This is a genomic window from Phycisphaerae bacterium (genome assembly GCA_024102815.1).
Lineage (GTDB): Bacteria > Planctomycetota > Phycisphaerae > UBA1845 > UBA1845 > JAGFJJ01.
The window spans coordinates 122,645-139,262 of sequence record JAGFJJ010000005.1 but is presented as its reverse complement, the minus strand read 5'-3'; the positions used below and the strand labels follow the sequence as shown (position 1 = coordinate 139,262).

Genomic DNA, 16,618 nt, shown 5'->3' with positions numbered 1-16,618 from the left:
AAGCCGTTTGAACGCGACGATGAAGCCTGACAAGGGGTTACCGGGCCCTTCGTTCCGGCGAAAGCGGGATCCGCGACGCACGCCGACCTCCGTATCAGCTATTCCCCGAACGTATTCTTCGGCCCGCCGGACGTGCGGTAGTTCTTCCGCTGCTCGGCGTACTGCTCCGGGGTGAGCTCCTCGAGGGCGAAGGCATCGGGGTCCTGGGCGATCTTCATCAGGAAGGGGATGCACCAGCCGCAGCCCGTACCGGCGTTGAGGCAGCCGGTCATCAAGCTTGGACGCTCCGGCCGCACGCGCCGGGCGTAATTGATCAGCTTCCGCATCGAAACATGGTAGCAGTAGCAGATGTCGTCGTCGTAGTTCATCGGGGGATTGTACGGGCCTGCGGGGCAGGGCGTCCAAGTACGGCGGGCGCGGACCACGTTGCGCGGATCGAGCAATGAAAGTCCGCCCGGGCGGTTCTGCCTTGCGGTTACCGCGATTGCTGAGCCATCCCGATCGCCCGATAACGTCGCGGAATCGCCCACCGCCCGCCGGTCGGCTTGCCAAGCGCTCGCCCAGCCGCTATTGAATCGCCCATCATGAAATGGACCGAGTTCTTCATTCCCACGCTTAAGGAAGTTCCCACCGACGCCATTGTCCCGTCGCACCGGCTGATGCTTCGCGCCGGGCTGATCCGACAGGTCGTGGCGGGGGCTTATACGTATTTGCCGCTGGGGTATCGCGCGCTGCGCAAGGTGGAGGCCATTGTCCGCGAGGAGATGAATCGCGCCGGGGCCGTCGAGCTGCACATGCCCGCGATGTCGCCCATCGAATGGTGGCAGCAGACGGGGCGCGTCGATGCCATGGGCGACGTACTGCTGCGTCTCGCGGGACCGGCCGACGACTGGCGCAGCAAGACGGTCCTCGGACCCACGCACGAGGAGATCATCACCGAGATCGCCCGCGCCTACCTGCGCAGCTACAAGCAGCTTCCGGTGAACTTCTACCAGATTCAGGGTAAGTTCCGCGGTGAAGCCCGGCCCAAAAGCGGCGTACTACGGACGCGCGAGTTTCTGATGAAGGACGCGTACTCCTTCCATGATAGCAAGGAAGGTCCTGGCGGGCTCGACGAGACGTATCAGAAAATGTACGACGCGTACTGCGCGATCTTCTCGCGCAGCGGATTGCCTTACATTCCCGTGGAGGCGGAGTCCGGCCCGATCGGTGGCGATGCCTCGCACGAGTTCATGGTGCCGACCGATGCGGGCGAGGATTACCTCGTTCAGGCCGAGGACGGCTCCTACGCGGCGAATCTGGAACGGGCAGAGGTCCACCCGCTTGAAGGAAAGGCTGCGGGGGAGATGCAGCCGCTGCAGGAGGTTCACACACCGAACTTGCGCACGATCGACGAAGTCTCGAACTTCCTGAAGTGCAAGCCGGAGCAGATGATCAAGACGATCATCTACGAGGTGAACGGCGAGCCGCTGGTCGCGCTGGTTCGCGGCGATCATGAAGTGAACGAGGCCAAGTTCGCCCGCGCCGCGAAGGTCGCCCGCGTTACGCCCGCCGACCCCGAGCTCATCCGCAAGCTTACCGGCGCCGAAGTGGGCTTTGCCGGTCCCGTGGGATTGAAAGCAAGGATCGTCGCCGACCAGGCGGTGACGGTCATGCGCAACGCCGTTACCGGCGCCAACAAGACGGACTACCACATCACCGGCGTGAACATCGGCCGCGACTTTGAAATCCGCGAGTCGGGCGACATCCGCACGGCCGTCGAGGGCGATCGCGCCCCCAACGGCTCTCCGCTCAAGTTCCGCAAGTGCATCGAAGTCGGGCACGTCTTCAAGCTCGGCACCAAGTACTCCGACGCCATGGACGCCACGTACCTCGACGCCGAGGGCAAGGAAAACGCGTTCATCATGGGCTGCTACGGCATCGGGCTCAACCGCATTATGGCGGCAGCCATCGAAGCCTGGCACGACGACAAGGGCATCTCGTGGCCCATGTCCGTCGCTCCCTTCGAGGTCGTGATCTGCGCCTTGGACATGCGCGACGACACGGTGACGGGGATGGCGCAACGACTGCACGGCGAACTTCAAGCCGCAGGTGTGGACGTGATCTACGACGACCGCGACCAGCGGGCGGGCTTCAAGTTCAACGACGCGGACCTGATCGGCTTCCCCATCCGCCTGACCGTGGGCAAGCGCGGCCTGGCCGAGGGTGCGATCGAGATCACGCTGCGCCGCACGGGCGAGGTGACCAAAGCCGCGCCGGAGAAGGTCGTGGAAGTCGTCCGCAAGCTACGGGATGAAGGCGTGGCGGAAAGACGGTAGTTCGGCGCCGTCCCTGTTGAGATACTTCGGGCCTGTCTCAATTTACCCAAGGAGCACGCAGCATGGCAGCCAAACCCATCCCCGACGGCTATCACTCCATCACACCCTATCTCATCGTCGACGACGGCGCCAAGGCGCTCGACTTCTACGCCAAGGCCTTTGGGGCAAAGGAACTGTTCCGTTTCCCCGCGCCGGACGGAAAGGTCATGCACGCCGAGTTCAAGATCGGGGACTCAGTCATGATGCTGGCCGACGCCGCCTCGAACGTCCACGACCCCAAGCACTATGGCGGGTCGTCGGTGGGCATTCTCCTGTACGTCGAGAATGTCGACGCCATGTTCAACCAGGCCGTTGCCGCGGGCGCGACCGTCGAACGTCCCGTGCAAGATCAGCTCTACGGTGACCGCTCGGGCGGGCTCATCGATCCCTTTGGCCACCGCTGGACCCTCGCCACGCATATCGAGGACGTGAGCATCGAGGAAGTCAACAGACGTTATGCGTCGATGAAACCCGATTAGCAAGGGACGATGTCGCGCATCCACCACAGAGAATCGGGCACCAACTCGCAACCCTGCGCAAATCGACGACTCCAGTCCAGTTGCGACAACGCAGCCGTTGCTCCCTCGGCCCGGCGGTGTCACAATCGTGAAGTACCTACATGATAGGCCGCGGCGTTGCCCGCGGCCGGCTCCCGTCCTCGTTGGTTTGGAGCCCGCGTCATGCTGCTTCCCGGCGAATGTCCCGTCTGTCGCAATGGACTACCTTGGACGTTTGTTCTGCGTCCGATCTGGTCGCAATGGCGGTGCAACGGCTGCGAATCGCTTCTGGCCATAGACTCCACCCGCCGGCTTGTCCTGGTGGTGCCATATATTCTGTCGCTCGTCCTCGCAGTCGTGGCCGCGCGGCATCTCCGATTCGAACCCACCTGGGCCATCGTTGCCGTCGGCATCATCTGGCTGCTGGTCCTCGTGCTCCAACCGCCGCGCGTGCTGGAGCGCTGCGGCCTGCGTTGCAAGGGATGCGGATACGACCTACGCGGGCAGGTGGCACCTCGCTGCCCGGAGTGCGGCCGGGCGCTCGATGACGAAGAGCGACATTTCCTGGAGACGGGAACGTTTCCGCGTCCGCATCGCCGCGTGATGAACAAGGGATGGGTGATATTGCTGACTACGTCACTCGTGCTGATGTTCCTGGTTATCGCCGTTTTGCTATACAAGACAAGAAAATTCCCTCCTCCGCCCCCGCCTCCTGCACCGCCCGCACAGAAAGTGACCCCGTAGAGCAAACGTCGCCCTGCAAGTCGGATTAGGATTTTGACAAGCGCGCCGCGAAAGCCGTCATTCCGGTACCACATCCGACGGGTCATTGATCGACTGCTCGATCAGCGTTTGCAACTCGGCCATGCGGCGCGTGAGTGTATCGCCATCGGCCGCACGAATCGTCACATGCCCCAGCTTGCGTCCGGCGCGCGGCGTCTTGCCATAAAGGTGAATGCGCGCGTGAGGAATCGCCGCGAGTTCCTCCAGCGGCGGCAGCGTTCCGATCAGGTTGAACAATGCCGAGCACCCCACCGCATCCGTGCAGCCCAAACGCAACCCGAGTATTGCTCGCAGGTGATTGGCGAATTGGCTCGTCTCCGCGCCCTCGATCGTCCAGTGACCGGAGTTATGCACGCGCGGAGCAATCTCGTTGGCGATCAGCCGCCCATTGTGCTCGAACATCTCCAGCGCCATCACGCCCACGTAATTGAGCCGGCCCAGAAGAAGACGGGCGTACCGTCGCGCCTGCTCTTCGAGGAGAGGTGAGCCTTGCGGCGCGGGGGCAATGGCCACGGCCAGCATCCCGTGCCGCTGTCGAGTCTCAACCAATGGATAGAGTGCCGTTTCTCCGTCGATGCCGCGAGCCGCCACGATGGCAACCTCTCGGTCGAAAGGAATGAACTCCTCGAGAATGGCGGGGACATTGCGCAACGAATCCCACGCCGGCGTCGCCTCGCCATAGTCGGACAACACGCGCTGGCCCTTGCCGTCGTACCCCTGACGTCGGGTCTTCAGCACGGCCGGCAAGCCGATGCGCTTCATCGCAACGCGCAGATCTTCGACTGATGAAACGGACGAGAATCTGGTCGTGGGGATACCCAGCGCTTCGAACGTCTGTTTTTCCAGCAGACGATCCTGGGCAATCCGCAGCGCTTCCACGGGTGGATAAACGGGCACGAGGTCGGAGAGTCGCTCAACCGCTTCGGCGGGAACGTTCTCAAACTCGTACGTGGCTACGCGCGCCCCTTTCGCCAGGCGAGCCAGAGCGGCGGAATCGTCGTAGGCACCGACCACAACCTCGGCGACATCCCCTGCCGGGCAATCCGCTTTCGACTCCAATACGCGGAATCGAAATTGCATTGGATAGCCGGCCAGCGCCAGCATGCGCCCCAACTGCCCGCCGCCAATGATCCCTACCGTCGTCATGGCTGCCTGGGGTCAGGATGGTCCAACACCTGTTGCGTCTGCTCGCGCCGCATCGTCTCGAGGCGAGACCGTAACTCCGGACGCGTCAGTGAGATGATCTGTGCCGCAAGCTGCGCCGCGTTGGCCGCTCCCGCCGGACCGATCGCCATCGTTCCCACGGGAACGCCGCGCGGCATCTGCACGATGGAAAGCAGCGAATCAATGCCGCGCAACATGGCGGAAGCCACCGGGACGCCGAGAACAGGCAATGTCGTCTTGGCCGCGAGCATCCCCGGAAGATGAGCGGCGCCTCCGGCACCGGCGATGATGACCTTCAGACCCCGCTGTTCTGCCGTGGACGCGTACTCAAAAAGCAAATCGGGCGTGCGGTGGGCCGAAACCACCCGGACCTCATACGCCACGGCCAGCGAGTCGAGCACCTCGGCCGCCGCCGACATCGTCTCCCAGTCGCTGCGGCTACCCATTACCAGTCCGACTTCGGCCGACAGGTTCATGCCCTGCTCCCGGTTACCGCGGGAAACAGCCCCGCGCTGCGACAACCGATGTACTTATCGTTTATACCGCTCGCCGTAGTCCACGTCTTCCGGGCGGACATCCAGAACCGCCTCGGGAGCCGTCTTGCGATATTCTTCCATTCCCGGCGGCTCGGGCAGGGCCTTTTCCACGTCCCACGGCGGCCTCTGGGACGCGCAGAGCTGCTCGAAGTACGGTCGCAAGCGGTCAAAGGTCATCTGCCGCTGCTCGACCGGAAGTGCATTCCACAGGCGCACCTTGAACAGCGCCGCCAGTTGCGGCTCGCGCATCATCTCCTCGATCTGGTCCCGGAGCATGATGCGGATGGGCGGCAGCCGTAATCGATCGGTCCGCTTGATGTCGGCCGCATCCTTCTCCCAGTATCGGTGGGCGAGCCGTGCATGCCTCAGCGAGCTCACTCCCGCCTCGGTCAGCCCCAGTCCCAGTTCCTTCAGGGCCCGCTTGATGAACGTCCGTACAAGCCCCGCCGCCGCACGGTGCGTATGGAGCTGATCAAGTACGTCGCCGAGGACGAATTCCTGAACGGTCTTCGTATAACGCTCTTGCGTGGAACCGTCAGGATGAGGGTTGTTCTTCCGGAGCCAGGCGTAGAAATTCTCGGCCAGCGCCAGGTTCTTCTCCCCGCCTTCGAAATAGAGCACCTGGATCCAGTTCTCCATGGCGGACACGAATCCGTTTCGGAAAACGGGACCGGCCGTCCCTTCAACAAAATCCTCCCGATCGCCGAAGTACTTTTTCCCCAATCGCAGGTATTCATCGTAGAGATAGGGAATCAGGCGCGGATCCGTGGAGAATTCGATATAGGAATCGAAGGGCTCGTCAAAGTTCGGCCAGAGGACGATCCGCCCGCCCATGACCATACTGTGCAATGCGAACAGGACGTTACGGGCCGTGTTAATCTCGTCGTTTCGGTCAACGTTCGCGTAGCCCTCGGCCACCTCCGTGCCCAGCGTCGCCCAGTAGACCGTGTGCGAGTAGGCGTTTCGCCAGTCGAGCGGACCGTAGCGCTCCACCATCAGCCGCAGCATTCGCGATGGATCAAGCTTGAATTTCTCCCGCAGGATCTTGGAACGCAGGGCGCCCAGCAGCCGGTCCCGAGCCGCTGCATTCGCCGGATCCTGGAGTATTTCCAATCGCCGGCGAACCGTCGAGTCGAGCACGTCGCGATCTTTGAGAAGCTGCCAGGCCTGCGTCTCCGGACGGATGGTCCGGGCGACGAAGTCCAACAGGTTTTCGTCGGGGCCGAGTCCCAGTTGCTCGAACTGCTCGGCAAGCGCCTTGACCGCCACGTCCCGGCGGAGGAATGCGTCGAAGTCCGTCGGTGCATCCGCCACCTCGCGGAACCAGTCGAAATACTCCTCGTCCGTCAGCGTAATCGGCGGCGGACCCAGCACGCGCTCCATGTCCACGGCCAGCGCCCGCTTGTAGTTGCGGTGCTCGTCGTCCATCACATCGCCGATCTTGTGCCAGTAAATCCAGGCAAGTTCCTTGTAGAGCGTGACCGACCGCGGGTTGTACTGAATGCCCTCGTCGCGCAACAGCTTGATGCCGTTCTGCACCCATTGCCAGCGCTGTTCCGGCGAGTACTGCGAGACCGAAATGTTGTAGGCCATGTTCCATGCGGCAAAGACCCACAACTTGGGCATCCGCGGGGCAAGCCGGCATACAGCCTTGTGCAGCTCGAGCGCCTCGTACGTCTTGCCTTCCATCTTCAGCCGCTCAGCTCGAATCGCCGCCCAGTCGATGGCCAGCGCGCGGAACGTGCCCAGTTTGTTCATCAGCTCCAGTTCCGGCGGAAGCCCGGCGATCGTTTCCGGATTGATGACGAATTGCCGCTCTTTGCGGATCGTATTGATCGGCCCCATCAGCAGTCCGGCGCCGATCAGTGAAAAAAGGGCCAGCGCACCCGCCACCAATTGGACGGAGACTTCCTTGCGCTGCGCGGAGAGCTTCGCCTGCAAGTGCTTGGGCAGCGGCTGGGTGATGGAGCGTGTCATGGATGGACTGTCACCGGCCATGGTTCAGGTCGCTTTGGCGCACACGGAAGCAGGCATATCCACCTTAAATCGACGTTTCCGCGACTTCCCGGCGCTGGAACACGAGCATGGCAATCCCCAGGGCGAGCGCCGTCTTGAGCAGGACGAGTTCGCCCATGCCCTGTAGCACCCAGTACAGCGTCACGTTGCGTCCGTTCACCAGCGTCTCGATGGCGCTGTAATGCTGGAAATCCGGAAGAACCACCATCACCAGATCATAGAGCCGCGCGATCACCGTAACCACAAGCTGCTGAACCGATGCGAAGATCGAATCGAAATCTTTCGTGAGCTGGTCGAACGCCTCCTCCAGCAGCCCCCGCATGGAAGCGAGCGCAAACACGGTGAACGACGCGAGGCAGGCCACCGGGAAGGAGAACACGCTGGCAAAGAGCAGCGCCACCGCCGCCAGAAACATCAGCTTGCACTGCATCAGAATCAGCAATCGAAGCAAGTTTCCCTCGAAAGAACCGACGACGAACAGGACTTCGATGCCGTCCGTCTTGCGAATCTGCAGGGTCGTTGGATAAAGCCGCTCGTCGGCGAACGGGTTTGCGTTGATCAACATGACCTGGAGCGTGTGGTCAGGGGCCACCGCATCCGCGGGAACCGGAATGACGTGGAATCGGCCCGCGACGTGCCGCGTGGGAATCCGATACGCCTGTGCACCCTTTAGGGGATCACCGAAGATCCACTCCGCCCGGTAGATCTCGTCCGGCGGATAGTTGCTGACCTGGGCATAATAACGCAGTTGAATCTGGTCATCCGGTGAACGGCTGCAAAGAACGTTCTCGAACTGATACACCCGTCGCTCCAGCGGTGCGACGACGCGCCACCGGGCCTCGTACTTCGCCTTGAGATCGTGTTTGATCTTTTCCGGCGTGGTGTCGATCATGTTGTCATACAGACCCTGCTCGCGATTCCGTTCGTATTCCTGCTCCGCCAACGCGCCGAAATCGGGCAATGTCGCCTGGATGGCGTGGCGGGCGACGAGCACCTGGTTGTCCAGTTCCGACTTGTCATACGTATTCAGCGGAGGACGCGTCGCCCGGATGAACTGGACCATGCCGTACGTTCCCAGCCCGGCCAGAAACAGCAGCGTCCCGTTCAGCAGGCAGATGCCCATCCACTTGCCCAGCAGGAACTGCCACCGAGGGATGGGCTTGGTCACGATCAGAAAGAGCTGACGATCGACAATCTCCGCGGACAGCGACCGCGCCATGAAGATGCTGAGCAGGCTGAGCAGAAACCCGCTGAGCATCAGGCTGTAGGACATGAATGTCTGCACGGCGCCGGTGAGCGAATCGTCACCTTCGACGAAGAACGGCAGTCCCAGAACGGTCGCGGCCATCAACAGAAGGAAGACCACCGCCACGCGCATGCGGATGCCTTCCGAAATCGTCTGTCGCGCGACCGCCCAGATCCGTCCCACGCTTACTCCTCGGTCCTTTCCGACTTATTTGACTGGTCTTTTCCGCCCTTGAGGAGCTCGTCCAGAATCGTGCGGTCCGCGTCGACCTCGCGACGCGCAGGGTCCGAACGATCCTGCTTCGACTCAGGCCCCGCGGGACCTTCCGCCGCTGCTTCCAACTCGGCGGCCTCGGCTTCTTCCGACTCGTCGCGCCCGATCAGCGACTCGAGCACGTCGCGCGCAGGCCCAGCCTCCGCTCTCGGCAACGCCTCAGCACCCCGACCTTGCGTCGCATCAACCCGCTGCGTTCCCGCAACCATGAGCGATTCGATCACGGCGTCCGCTTCCGCCTCCGCCGGCTTCTGCAGGAACTCGGGAACCGCGCCCCCCGAGACCGCCCCCGATGTGCGGATGTTCGCCGCCCGGGCCTCCTCCACGATTCGCAGGAAGAACTCCTCGAGACGGTCCCGCGGATTGCTCACGCCGATGATGTCCTTCTGCTCCAGTCGCTGAATCGTCTCGCGTACCTGGCGGATGGTCTCCTCGGAGAGCGCCGGCGCTGTGATTTGCGTGACATCGCGTTTGCGGAGGAGCTCGGAAATATCCCCGGCCGCCCGCTGCTGACCGCCGTACAGAATCGTCACGCGATCGCACACGTCCTCGACGTCCGAGAGTACGTGGCTGGAGAGTAGAATCGTCTTGCCTTTTCGCCCCAGTGCACGAATCACCTCTTTGATCTGCGCCGCGCCGACCGGATCAAGTCCGGACGTAGGCTCATCGAGAATGAGAAACTCCGGATCGTTGATCAGCGCCTGCGCCAGGCCGATGCGCCGGGCCATGCCCTTGCTGTACTCGCCGATGGGTCGTTTTGCCTCATGCCGCAAACCGACCATGTCCAGCAGACGCTCCGTTCGGTCGCTGCGCACCCGCGCCGGCAACCGAAACAACCGTCCGTAGAAATCCAGCGTTTCAGATGCCACCAGATAACGGTAGAGGTAGCTCTCTTCCGGCAGGAAACCGATGCGGGCCTTGACGCGCACGTCGCTCGGCGGCGCCCCGAACACGGAAATGCGGCCGCGCGTCGGGTACAGCAGGCCCAGCAGCATCTTGATCGTCGTCGTCTTGCCGGAACCGTTGGGACCCAGCAGTCCGAAGACTTCCCCGGCGCGGATCTGAAGATTCAGGTCCTTGACCGCCTCGACCCGCGGACGCCGCCAGAAGTCGCGGAAGATTTTGGTGAGCCCGACGGTCTGAACGACCGCTCCGTCTGTCTTGGCCATAATCAGCTCTTACTTGCCAGCTCGCGGCCCGGCATGACCCGCCGCCCGCTTCGTTCACTGAACATCAACCGACTCCCACCGGCAGCGGTTCCCACCGCCTCTCCCGCAGGTCTTCCGGGCTGAAATCCTGCTGCTGCAGCCGCAGCTTCTCTTCAATCTTCTTCTGCTCCGGATCAAGCGGGATCTTCAGACGGAACTCGCTGTCCATCGGCCTGTAGAACTTGATCACACCGGGTTCATTGAAGATCGCCATGCGTGCCTCTTCCCAAAGACGCTCAATAAGCAGAATGGGATTCCGTTCGTATTCCGGAACCAGCGTCCGGTAGAGCTCCACGTCACCGCGCATGCGATCGACCACGATGGACATGAGTGCCGTCGCATCCTTGACGATCCTTCCCGCCTTGCCCTCGACATCCTCCACGAGCAGCCGGTCGAGCTCCTTCTGAAGCGCCTCGGTCCGGGCGCTTCCCGGCTCGGCGGCGGCCAAATCGTCCAGAACGGCAATCACCCTGCGATGGGCGACACCGGCCGCCTCGTTGAGCAGCTTCGTCCGGTCTTGCACCGCCTGGTTGATCTTCGCCGACTTGTTGTTCTCCTCCCGCTGCGTTTCATCGAATGCACCGCGAATCTGCAGCGGTGGCGTCGGCTCGAATACCTCCACGAGGGTCACCGTCACGCCGCTTTCCAGTTGTCGCAGATGATCGTTGAGCTCTCGCAACATGTCCGTCTGCAGATCATCCACGCGCGTCCGTGTGACCTCCTCGGCCGTCATGCCCGAGGCAAGCTGGATACCGATCGTCTCCACCAGTACGCGGATGAGATCGTCCGCAGACTCCGTCTGGTCGCCCATGATGTTCGACACGAATCTTGCGACATCGTCGATCTTGTAGGTCACCTTCCAGCGCACGTGCACCAGCCCCGCGTCGGCCGTGAGCAACGCACCGTCCAGCGTCGGGTTGAGACCCTCGCCTTCGCTCCGGGAGATCATCGCCAACGGCTTCTCGCGCTCATTGGCGGTGCGATGAAACGTGTGACTGTCAATCACCACCTCGTTGCTCTTGCGCGTCGGCAGTGGGACGATCTCGTCGATTGGAAACGGATAGCCCCAGACCAGCCCCGGATCGCGCACGTTGGGAAGCAATCGCCCCAGCCGCAGCACCAGCGCCTGCTCGCTCGTATCCACGGTGCGAACGTTGGAGAACAGGTACAGAATCACCAGCACGAGCATGATGCCCTTGAGGATGCTGAAGCTGGCCCGCAGCGCATCCGCTAGCGATTGGTTGGCCGCATCCAGCGGTTCCTCCACCGCGAACGGGGCATCATCCCCTGGGTTCAGGTGGTCGCCGTGATCGTGATCGTGGTCGTGTTCGTCATGTACGTGCATGACCGATCAACCCTCCTGCCCGCTCGGCGTCGGCGACGCGATCTGCGATACTCCCTTCGACTCCTTCCCGTCATCGGAAGTCGTCGGCAGCGATGCGCCTTCCGGAATCCGTCGCCGATCTTCTGCGTTGAACACGTCCCACGGCGCCTGCTTGGTGTCGATCACCAGCGTCGTACGCTCGCGGAGTGCCTGCCGAATCGTCCGGAGCTTGTCGAGGAAGATCCGCAGCTCCGGATGCACGTCGAATTCCTTGTAGTATCCGCTCACCACGCGCTGCGCCTCGGCTTCGATCTGCGCCGCTTTCTGCCGTGCCGCTGCGAGGATGCGCTCCTCCATCGCCTTGGCGCGAGCCATGATGTCCGCCGCTCGCGCCTCGCCCTCCGCCCGATACTGAGCGGCCTTGGATTGCTCGTGCTCCTTCATGCTGGAGAACACCGCCGTCGTCACCGACTCGGGCAAAGCCAGTTTCTTGAACCCGAAGGCAACGACCTCCACGCCGAACTCACGCATGGCGTCGCGGGCCACCGCCTCCTTCAATTCCGCCTCGATCTCCCCCAGATGGCGATCTTCCGCATTGGTCGAGACGAATTCACTGAATTTGCGCTTGCCGACCAGTGCCTGCTTCTGCGTGACAATCGTCGTGCGCAGCTTGCGTTCGCCGTCCTCGACGCCCCCCGGGAAGTTGGTCAGGAACTTGACGGGATCGGCAATCCGCCAGAGCGTGTACGTCGTCAGCAGCAGGTTCTTCCCATCCACCGTCCGCGTCTCTTCCGTGCGATCCTCCAGCAGGCGCGTCCGCTTGTCGTAACGCACGACGGTCTGCACCGGCCGCGGCGCCTTGAAGTAAAGCCCGGGCTGATCGATGGCTTTCTCCGCCGGCTTGCCCCAGGTCTTCTTGATCGCCACTTCCGTGAAGCGCACCTGGAACGTGCACATGTAGAGCGCCAGCACGAGCGCCAGAAACGCCGCCGCCAGGATCGTTCCCAGATTCTTCATCCTCGAATTCTCCACGCACCGAAAATCGCCGGCACCATCTCCTGCCGACGCAACGGACTATTTCCCAACGCCTTCTTCCAGGACGCGATCCAGCGCCCCCTGCTCCGCCGTGTCATGCTCGATGATCAGGTTCGACGTGTCCCCGATGATCACATACTTACGAATCAGGTCGAGTTCTTCGAGCGCCTCCAGTTGCCGCCGCTGAAGATACAGCGCCGGAGCCGCTTCATAGGCGGCCACCTCCGCATTGAACAAGCGGACCTTGGAGGCGGCGTCGCTGATCGCGCGACTGGCATCCGCCCGAGCGTCCGCCACGATCTGCGCCACCTGCCCGCTGGGCGGCGGGATGTCTTCTTCCGGCGCCCCCATGAGCAGATCCGTCACCGTTCGCTCCGCGCCCGAGAGCGCCTCGCTTCCGGCCTTCTCCGTCGACCGCAGCCGGTTCAACGTCTGAATGGCTCCATCCAGCTCCCTCGCCCGCACAATCGACCCCGCTGCGGACGTAAGAATGCGACGCTCCTCCGCCTCGGCGGCGTGGATCATGGAACCCTTGGCCGTCTCCGCCGAGATCGACGCCTGGTAGGCCTTGGCGACCTCCTGCTTGGCGGGCGGGTGAGCGCCCCGAATGCCCACGAAAACGATTTCGATGCCCGCATCCAGCGCGTCCAGGCTCTCCTGGATCTGCTGATGCAACAGCTTGTTGAATTCATCCCGCGAGGGGCCCATCAACTGATCGGCGTCGATGCTCGCCGCGAACTTCGTGATGTGCTGGTAGGCAAGGTTTTCGAGAAGCAACTGGGGATCCAGTTGGTTGTAGAGATACGCCTCGATGTCCTTGATGCGGTACTCGATGGGCACGGAGACCAGAAGCAGGTGAACCGGGACGCTTCGCGTGCCGGAAGCCGCCTCGCTCGCTCCCACTTCCTCGGTCCGGACCTCCCCTTCTTCCGCCGGCGGCGATCCCACCAGCAGCAGCAACTCGGGAATGTACTCGTGCGACTTCGTCCAGAGGATCGCACCCTGGTCGTCCTTCTCGTTCGGCAGCGACTCCCCGATGACCAGTTCGCTGACCTTCTTGGCCGGAGCCCGGTAGACGATTTCGATCGGATAAGGCCACTTGAAGTGAAGCCCCGGACCAAGCACCGCACCTTGCGGGCGAAGCCGCCCGAAACGCTCCACCACCGCTTTCTCTTCCGCGTTCACCAGCACAACACTCGTCAGTGCCAGAACGACGACACACGTGGCCACCATGATCGGAAAGAGCCAGCGCTGGAGAAACTGGTAGAACCATGTCGAGCTGACTTCGAACCCGAACTGGTAGTTGATGGCTTCGGCAATGGACTTGGCCAGGCTACCGGGTTCGCTGACCAGCCCGAGCGCCCGACTCTCGAACGACGGGCGGGCGATCACGTCCGGCGAGCGAGGCCGGTAGTAGTCGAGAATAAAATTCGCCAGGAACTCCAGCCCGAGCAGGAGCAACCCGAGGCGAAGCAGGTAAGCCAGCAGCGGCTCCGCCCACGAGATCGTGGACGACGCCATCAGCACGATCGCCAGCGACAGGCAGACCAGGGCATTGCCGGCCATGCAGATCGCCCCGGCCCGGAGGAGCCGCCATTGCGGCAGCCGCGACAGCGCCAACCCGTATCGGGCATACAGGAAGCAGAGAAAACCCACCCCGACGAAGAACCACATCACCAGCGTGGGTTCCTGCGTGCGATGCAGCGCGCCGATCCCGTCCGTCTGGAATGCCGACTCGAAATCCCAGGACCAGCCGACGAAGTGACCGCCGACCAGCAGGGCCGCAAGCACCAGGCTTGCCGCCGGGAAAAGCCAGCGCACGATCCAGCGAAGCCGATTCTGCTCGATCAGCAGGGCCTCGTCGTCGAGCTCGAAGATTGCCTCGACGCCGCCCTCGGCCTGACTGCGTCGCAGCTCTTCGGTTTCCAGTGCTTCGACGTTGACCCGCCGCAACTGCTTGAAGAACAGGAAAAGCACCAGCCAGATGGGCAGTCCGATCAGCATGAACCGCGACGCGGTCCAGATTGCATCGGACCTTGACCACGTCGCCAGCGCCACCAGCGTGCCGAAGCAGCCCAACTGCAGAAGAAAGCCCAGAATCGCCACGTTCACCGGACGGCGATCCGACGCTACGGTACCCTCGGTCATTCGTGAGGTATCCTGCCTTGGAACCCGGTCCCGACGCCCTCAGCCCGTGCGACTTGCGAGGCCATGGCAGTGACGGGATTCGAACCTGAGCGCGCCCGCGATGCGGACGACACTGCGAACTACGACGCACTTCCAAACGTATGCATTGGCATGGGGCGGAACGAAGGGCCGACTCCTTCGGGCCGTTTCTGATTACCTGATTCATGACGCGGGCGAGAATCCGGCCCCCCTGCGGGATGGCTTTCAATGAACCAGCGAATCCTGACCGTCGCAGCCAACACCTTTGTCGAAACCATTCGTCAGCCCATTTACGGTGTGATGCTCATCGTCACCGCCATCCTCATGGTTCTCAACGTCTCCCTCGCCGCCTTCACCCTGGAAAACGACGACAAGCTCCTCCTTGAGATAGGGCTTTCTACGCTCCTGCTTTGCGGTTTGTTCTTGGCCGCTTTCAGCGCCACCGGCGTCGTCTCCAGGGAAATTGAAAACAAGACCGTGCTCACGGTCATTTCCAAGCCCATTGGGCGACCGGCCTTCATCGTAGGCAAGTTCCTGGGCCTGCTAGGGGCGATGCTTATGGCCTTCTACGTCGGGCTGCTGATCTTCGTCCTGGCCATGCGCCACGGCGTGCTCCAGAACACGTCGGACCCCTGGGACGCCCCCGTACTGGTCTTTGGCGTGGGAAGTGCGATGGTCGCCGTGCTGGTCGGGGCGTGGTGTAACTACTTCTATGGCAAGCACTTCGCGACGGTCAGCCTGACCACGGTGACCATTCTGCTGACGTTCTCCGTCCTGCTCGTGGGGAAGTTTGACGAGAAATGGAACGTCATTCCCTTCGGAAGCAATTATGTCGGCGGGCAGGTGCTGCTGGCCTCCTATTTGCTCATGCTGACCATCGGCGTCATCACCGCCGTCGCCCTCGCCTGCTCCGCCCGGTTAGCCCAACTTCCCACCCTCCTGGTTTGCCTGCTTTTCCTCGCGGTTGGCTTCATCGCAGACTACGCATTCGGGCAATTCGCGGACAATTCTCTCGCCGCCAACCTGGCTTATCACATCGTCCCCAACCTCGGCCCCTTCTGGGTCGTCGATGCCCTGCTCGCCGACAGCGACGTCACCGCCATTCCCCTCCGCTACCTCGGTCTTGCCACGGCCTACGCCGCCCTCCTCACCACCGCGGCCGTCTCGGTTGCCGTCGTCCTGTTCCAGCGGCGGGAGATCGGCTGAATCTGATTGACGCCCTCCAACAAAAAAGACCGCCCCGACTTCTCGAGGCGGCCCGCATGATCTGTCCGAGATTCAAAGGCTGGAAAGGACTAGCGCTTCCGATCACGCTCGCCATCGCCGCGCGAAAGGGCCCCTACCTTGATTTCAACTGGATCGCCGGTCGAGTAGGCCATCGTGTTGACGTTCGCATCGCTGACAAACGCCTTTGCCGTATTGATGCCGATGCGATAACTGCCCTTGGCGTCCGACGGAACGCTGTACACGAACGTTGCGAGATACTTCACATCGTCCGAACCGACGCTCTTACCTCCGCCGTACGTCACGATGGCCGCTCGCTTGCCCTTGAGATCAATGGCCTCTACCACTTGGTCTTTGCCGAATATGAAGTTCTTGCGGTTCTTGTCAACCGTGACCGCCGTCAGCGGAAGCGTGCCACCTTCATCGCCCAGCACGTTCAGGTGCAGCTCATAAGCCGCGACATTCGCAGCGTTGCTGAGAAAGACATGGACCTCGATCTTCCCACCCGGCGGCACGATCTTCTGTGCCGGAACGACCGTCATGACGGCGGGAGAACCGCCGTCCGCAAACGCCGGCATCGCGAAGCCCGCCAATAGGATGCCCACCGCCGCCAACGTAATGGAATGATGACCACGCATGTTCATTCGCTCCTTTGTTTTCCTCGCCCCCGGAAATGAACGATCCCGGCCGATGCCAAAGTCCTTCAGACGTGCAGTCACGTCTCTTGCGGCGCGGCAGAACAAACCGGCCTGGACTCCGACCCGTCCGCAGCGTCCCTGCACACCGTAT

At 62.4% G+C, this 16,618-nt stretch carries 14 protein-coding genes; 4 read left to right on the top strand and 10 right to left on the bottom strand.

The annotated features are described in order from the left end of the window. Positions 1-98: 98 nt before the first annotated feature. Positions 99-368 carry a (2Fe-2S)-binding protein gene (locus tag J5J06_00925; protein ID MCO6435634.1) on the bottom strand — a complete coding sequence of 90 codons (270 nt, stop codon included), beginning with the start codon at positions 366-368 and terminating at the stop codon, positions 99-101. Between the two features lie 216 nt (positions 369-584). Here J5J06_00925 and J5J06_00920 point away from each other — a divergent pair, with 216 nt between their 5' ends. The 3 genes from J5J06_00920 (at position 585) to J5J06_00910 (ending at position 3,598) form a co-directional block, all read left to right on the top strand. Beyond that, positions 585-2,318, top strand: coding sequence for a proline--tRNA ligase (locus J5J06_00920; GenBank protein ID MCO6435633.1), 1,734 nt, complete (start codon positions 585-587; stop codon positions 2,316-2,318). A 62-nt stretch (positions 2,319-2,380) separates the two neighbouring features. Further along, complete coding sequence (locus tag J5J06_00915; protein ID MCO6435632.1) at positions 2,381-2,836, top strand: VOC family protein; 456 nt, start codon at positions 2,381-2,383, stop codon at positions 2,834-2,836. A 201-nt stretch (positions 2,837-3,037) separates the two neighbouring features. After that, positions 3,038-3,598, top strand: a complete 561-nt coding sequence (locus tag J5J06_00910) for a hypothetical protein (GenBank protein MCO6435631.1) — start codon at positions 3,038-3,040, stop codon at positions 3,596-3,598. A gap of 57 nt (positions 3,599-3,655) precedes the next feature. Here J5J06_00910 and J5J06_00905 read toward each other — a convergent pair whose 3' ends face one another. From J5J06_00905 to J5J06_00870, 8 genes are all read right to left on the bottom strand, one after another. Further along, positions 3,656-4,783 (bottom strand): 5-(carboxyamino)imidazole ribonucleotide synthase, encoded by a 1,128-nt coding sequence (locus tag J5J06_00905; protein ID MCO6435630.1) that lies wholly within the window; start codon positions 4,781-4,783, stop codon positions 3,656-3,658. Further along, entirely contained in the window at positions 4,780-5,277 is a 498-nt protein-coding gene (purE, locus tag J5J06_00900) for a 5-(carboxyamino)imidazole ribonucleotide mutase (GenBank protein MCO6435629.1), read from the bottom strand. Before purE ends, J5J06_00905 begins: the two co-directional genes overlap by 4 nt. A 54-nt stretch (positions 5,278-5,331) precedes the next feature. After that, the gene (locus J5J06_00895) at positions 5,332-7,335 is read right to left on the bottom strand and encodes a hypothetical protein (protein ID MCO6435628.1); all 2,004 of its coding nucleotides are present in this window, start codon (positions 7,333-7,335) and stop codon (positions 5,332-5,334) included. Between the two features lie 43 nt (positions 7,336-7,378). Beyond that, positions 7,379-8,782: a hypothetical protein gene (locus J5J06_00890; protein ID MCO6435627.1), complete on the bottom strand. Its 1,404-nt coding sequence runs from the start codon at positions 8,780-8,782 to the stop codon at positions 7,379-7,381. A gap of 2 nt (positions 8,783-8,784) precedes the next feature. Next, positions 8,785-10,041, bottom strand: coding sequence for an ABC transporter ATP-binding protein (locus J5J06_00885; protein ID MCO6435626.1), 1,257 nt, complete (start codon positions 10,039-10,041; stop codon positions 8,785-8,787). 64 nt (positions 10,042-10,105) lie between these two features. Then, a complete protein-coding gene (locus J5J06_00880; GenBank protein ID MCO6435625.1) occupies positions 10,106-11,425 on the bottom strand; it encodes a hypothetical protein in 1,320 nt (439 codons plus the stop codon). A gap of 6 nt (positions 11,426-11,431) precedes the next feature. Next, positions 11,432-12,421: a hypothetical protein gene (locus tag J5J06_00875; protein ID MCO6435624.1), complete on the bottom strand. Its 990-nt coding sequence runs from the start codon at positions 12,419-12,421 to the stop codon at positions 11,432-11,434. A 57-nt stretch (positions 12,422-12,478) separates the two neighbouring features. Then, the gene (locus J5J06_00870) at positions 12,479-14,587 is read right to left on the bottom strand and encodes a hypothetical protein (protein MCO6435623.1); all 2,109 of its coding nucleotides are present in this window, start codon (positions 14,585-14,587) and stop codon (positions 12,479-12,481) included. Between the two features lie 246 nt (positions 14,588-14,833). On the opposite strand from J5J06_00870, the gene J5J06_00865 reads away from it, so the two are divergent. After that, positions 14,834-15,811 (top strand): hypothetical protein, encoded by a 978-nt coding sequence (locus J5J06_00865; protein ID MCO6435622.1) that lies wholly within the window; start codon positions 14,834-14,836, stop codon positions 15,809-15,811. An 89-nt stretch (positions 15,812-15,900) separates the two neighbouring features. On the opposite strand, the gene J5J06_00860 is transcribed toward J5J06_00865, so the two are convergent. Further along, complete coding sequence (locus J5J06_00860) at positions 15,901-16,467, bottom strand: hypothetical protein (protein MCO6435621.1); 567 nt, start codon at positions 16,465-16,467, stop codon at positions 15,901-15,903. Between the last annotated feature and the right edge of the window lie 151 nt (positions 16,468-16,618).

Excerpts from the sequence above, each read along its gene's own strand:
- J5J06_00925 (MCO6435634.1), bottom strand. The coding sequence starts at position 368 with ATGAACTACGACGACGACATCTGCTACTGCTACCATGTTTCGATGCGG.
- J5J06_00920 (MCO6435633.1), top strand. The coding sequence starts at position 585 with ATGAAATGGACCGAGTTCTTCATTCCCACGCTTAAGGAAGTTCCCACC.
- J5J06_00915 (MCO6435632.1), top strand. The coding sequence starts at position 2,381 with ATGGCAGCCAAACCCATCCCCGACGGCTATCACTCCATCACACCCTAT.
- J5J06_00910 (MCO6435631.1), top strand. The coding sequence starts at position 3,038 with ATGCTGCTTCCCGGCGAATGTCCCGTCTGTCGCAATGGACTACCTTGG.
- J5J06_00905 (MCO6435630.1), bottom strand. The coding sequence starts at position 4,783 with ATGACGACGGTAGGGATCATTGGCGGCGGGCAGTTGGGGCGCATGCTG.
- purE (MCO6435629.1), bottom strand. The coding sequence starts at position 5,277 with ATGAACCTGTCGGCCGAAGTCGGACTGGTAATGGGTAGCCGCAGCGAC.
- J5J06_00895 (MCO6435628.1), bottom strand. The coding sequence starts at position 7,335 with ATGGCCGGTGACAGTCCATCCATGACACGCTCCATCACCCAGCCGCTG.
- J5J06_00885 (MCO6435626.1), bottom strand. The coding sequence starts at position 10,041 with ATGGCCAAGACAGACGGAGCGGTCGTTCAGACCGTCGGGCTCACCAAA.
- J5J06_00880 (MCO6435625.1), bottom strand. The coding sequence starts at position 11,425 with ATGCACGTACATGACGAACACGACCACGATCACGATCACGGCGACCAC.
- J5J06_00875 (MCO6435624.1), bottom strand. The coding sequence starts at position 12,421 with ATGAAGAATCTGGGAACGATCCTGGCGGCGGCGTTTCTGGCGCTCGTG.
- J5J06_00870 (MCO6435623.1), bottom strand. The coding sequence starts at position 14,587 with ATGACCGAGGGTACCGTAGCGTCGGATCGCCGTCCGGTGAACGTGGCG.
- J5J06_00865 (MCO6435622.1), top strand. The coding sequence starts at position 14,834 with ATGAACCAGCGAATCCTGACCGTCGCAGCCAACACCTTTGTCGAAACC.
- J5J06_00860 (MCO6435621.1), bottom strand. The coding sequence starts at position 16,467 with ATGCGTGGTCATCATTCCATTACGTTGGCGGCGGTGGGCATCCTATTG.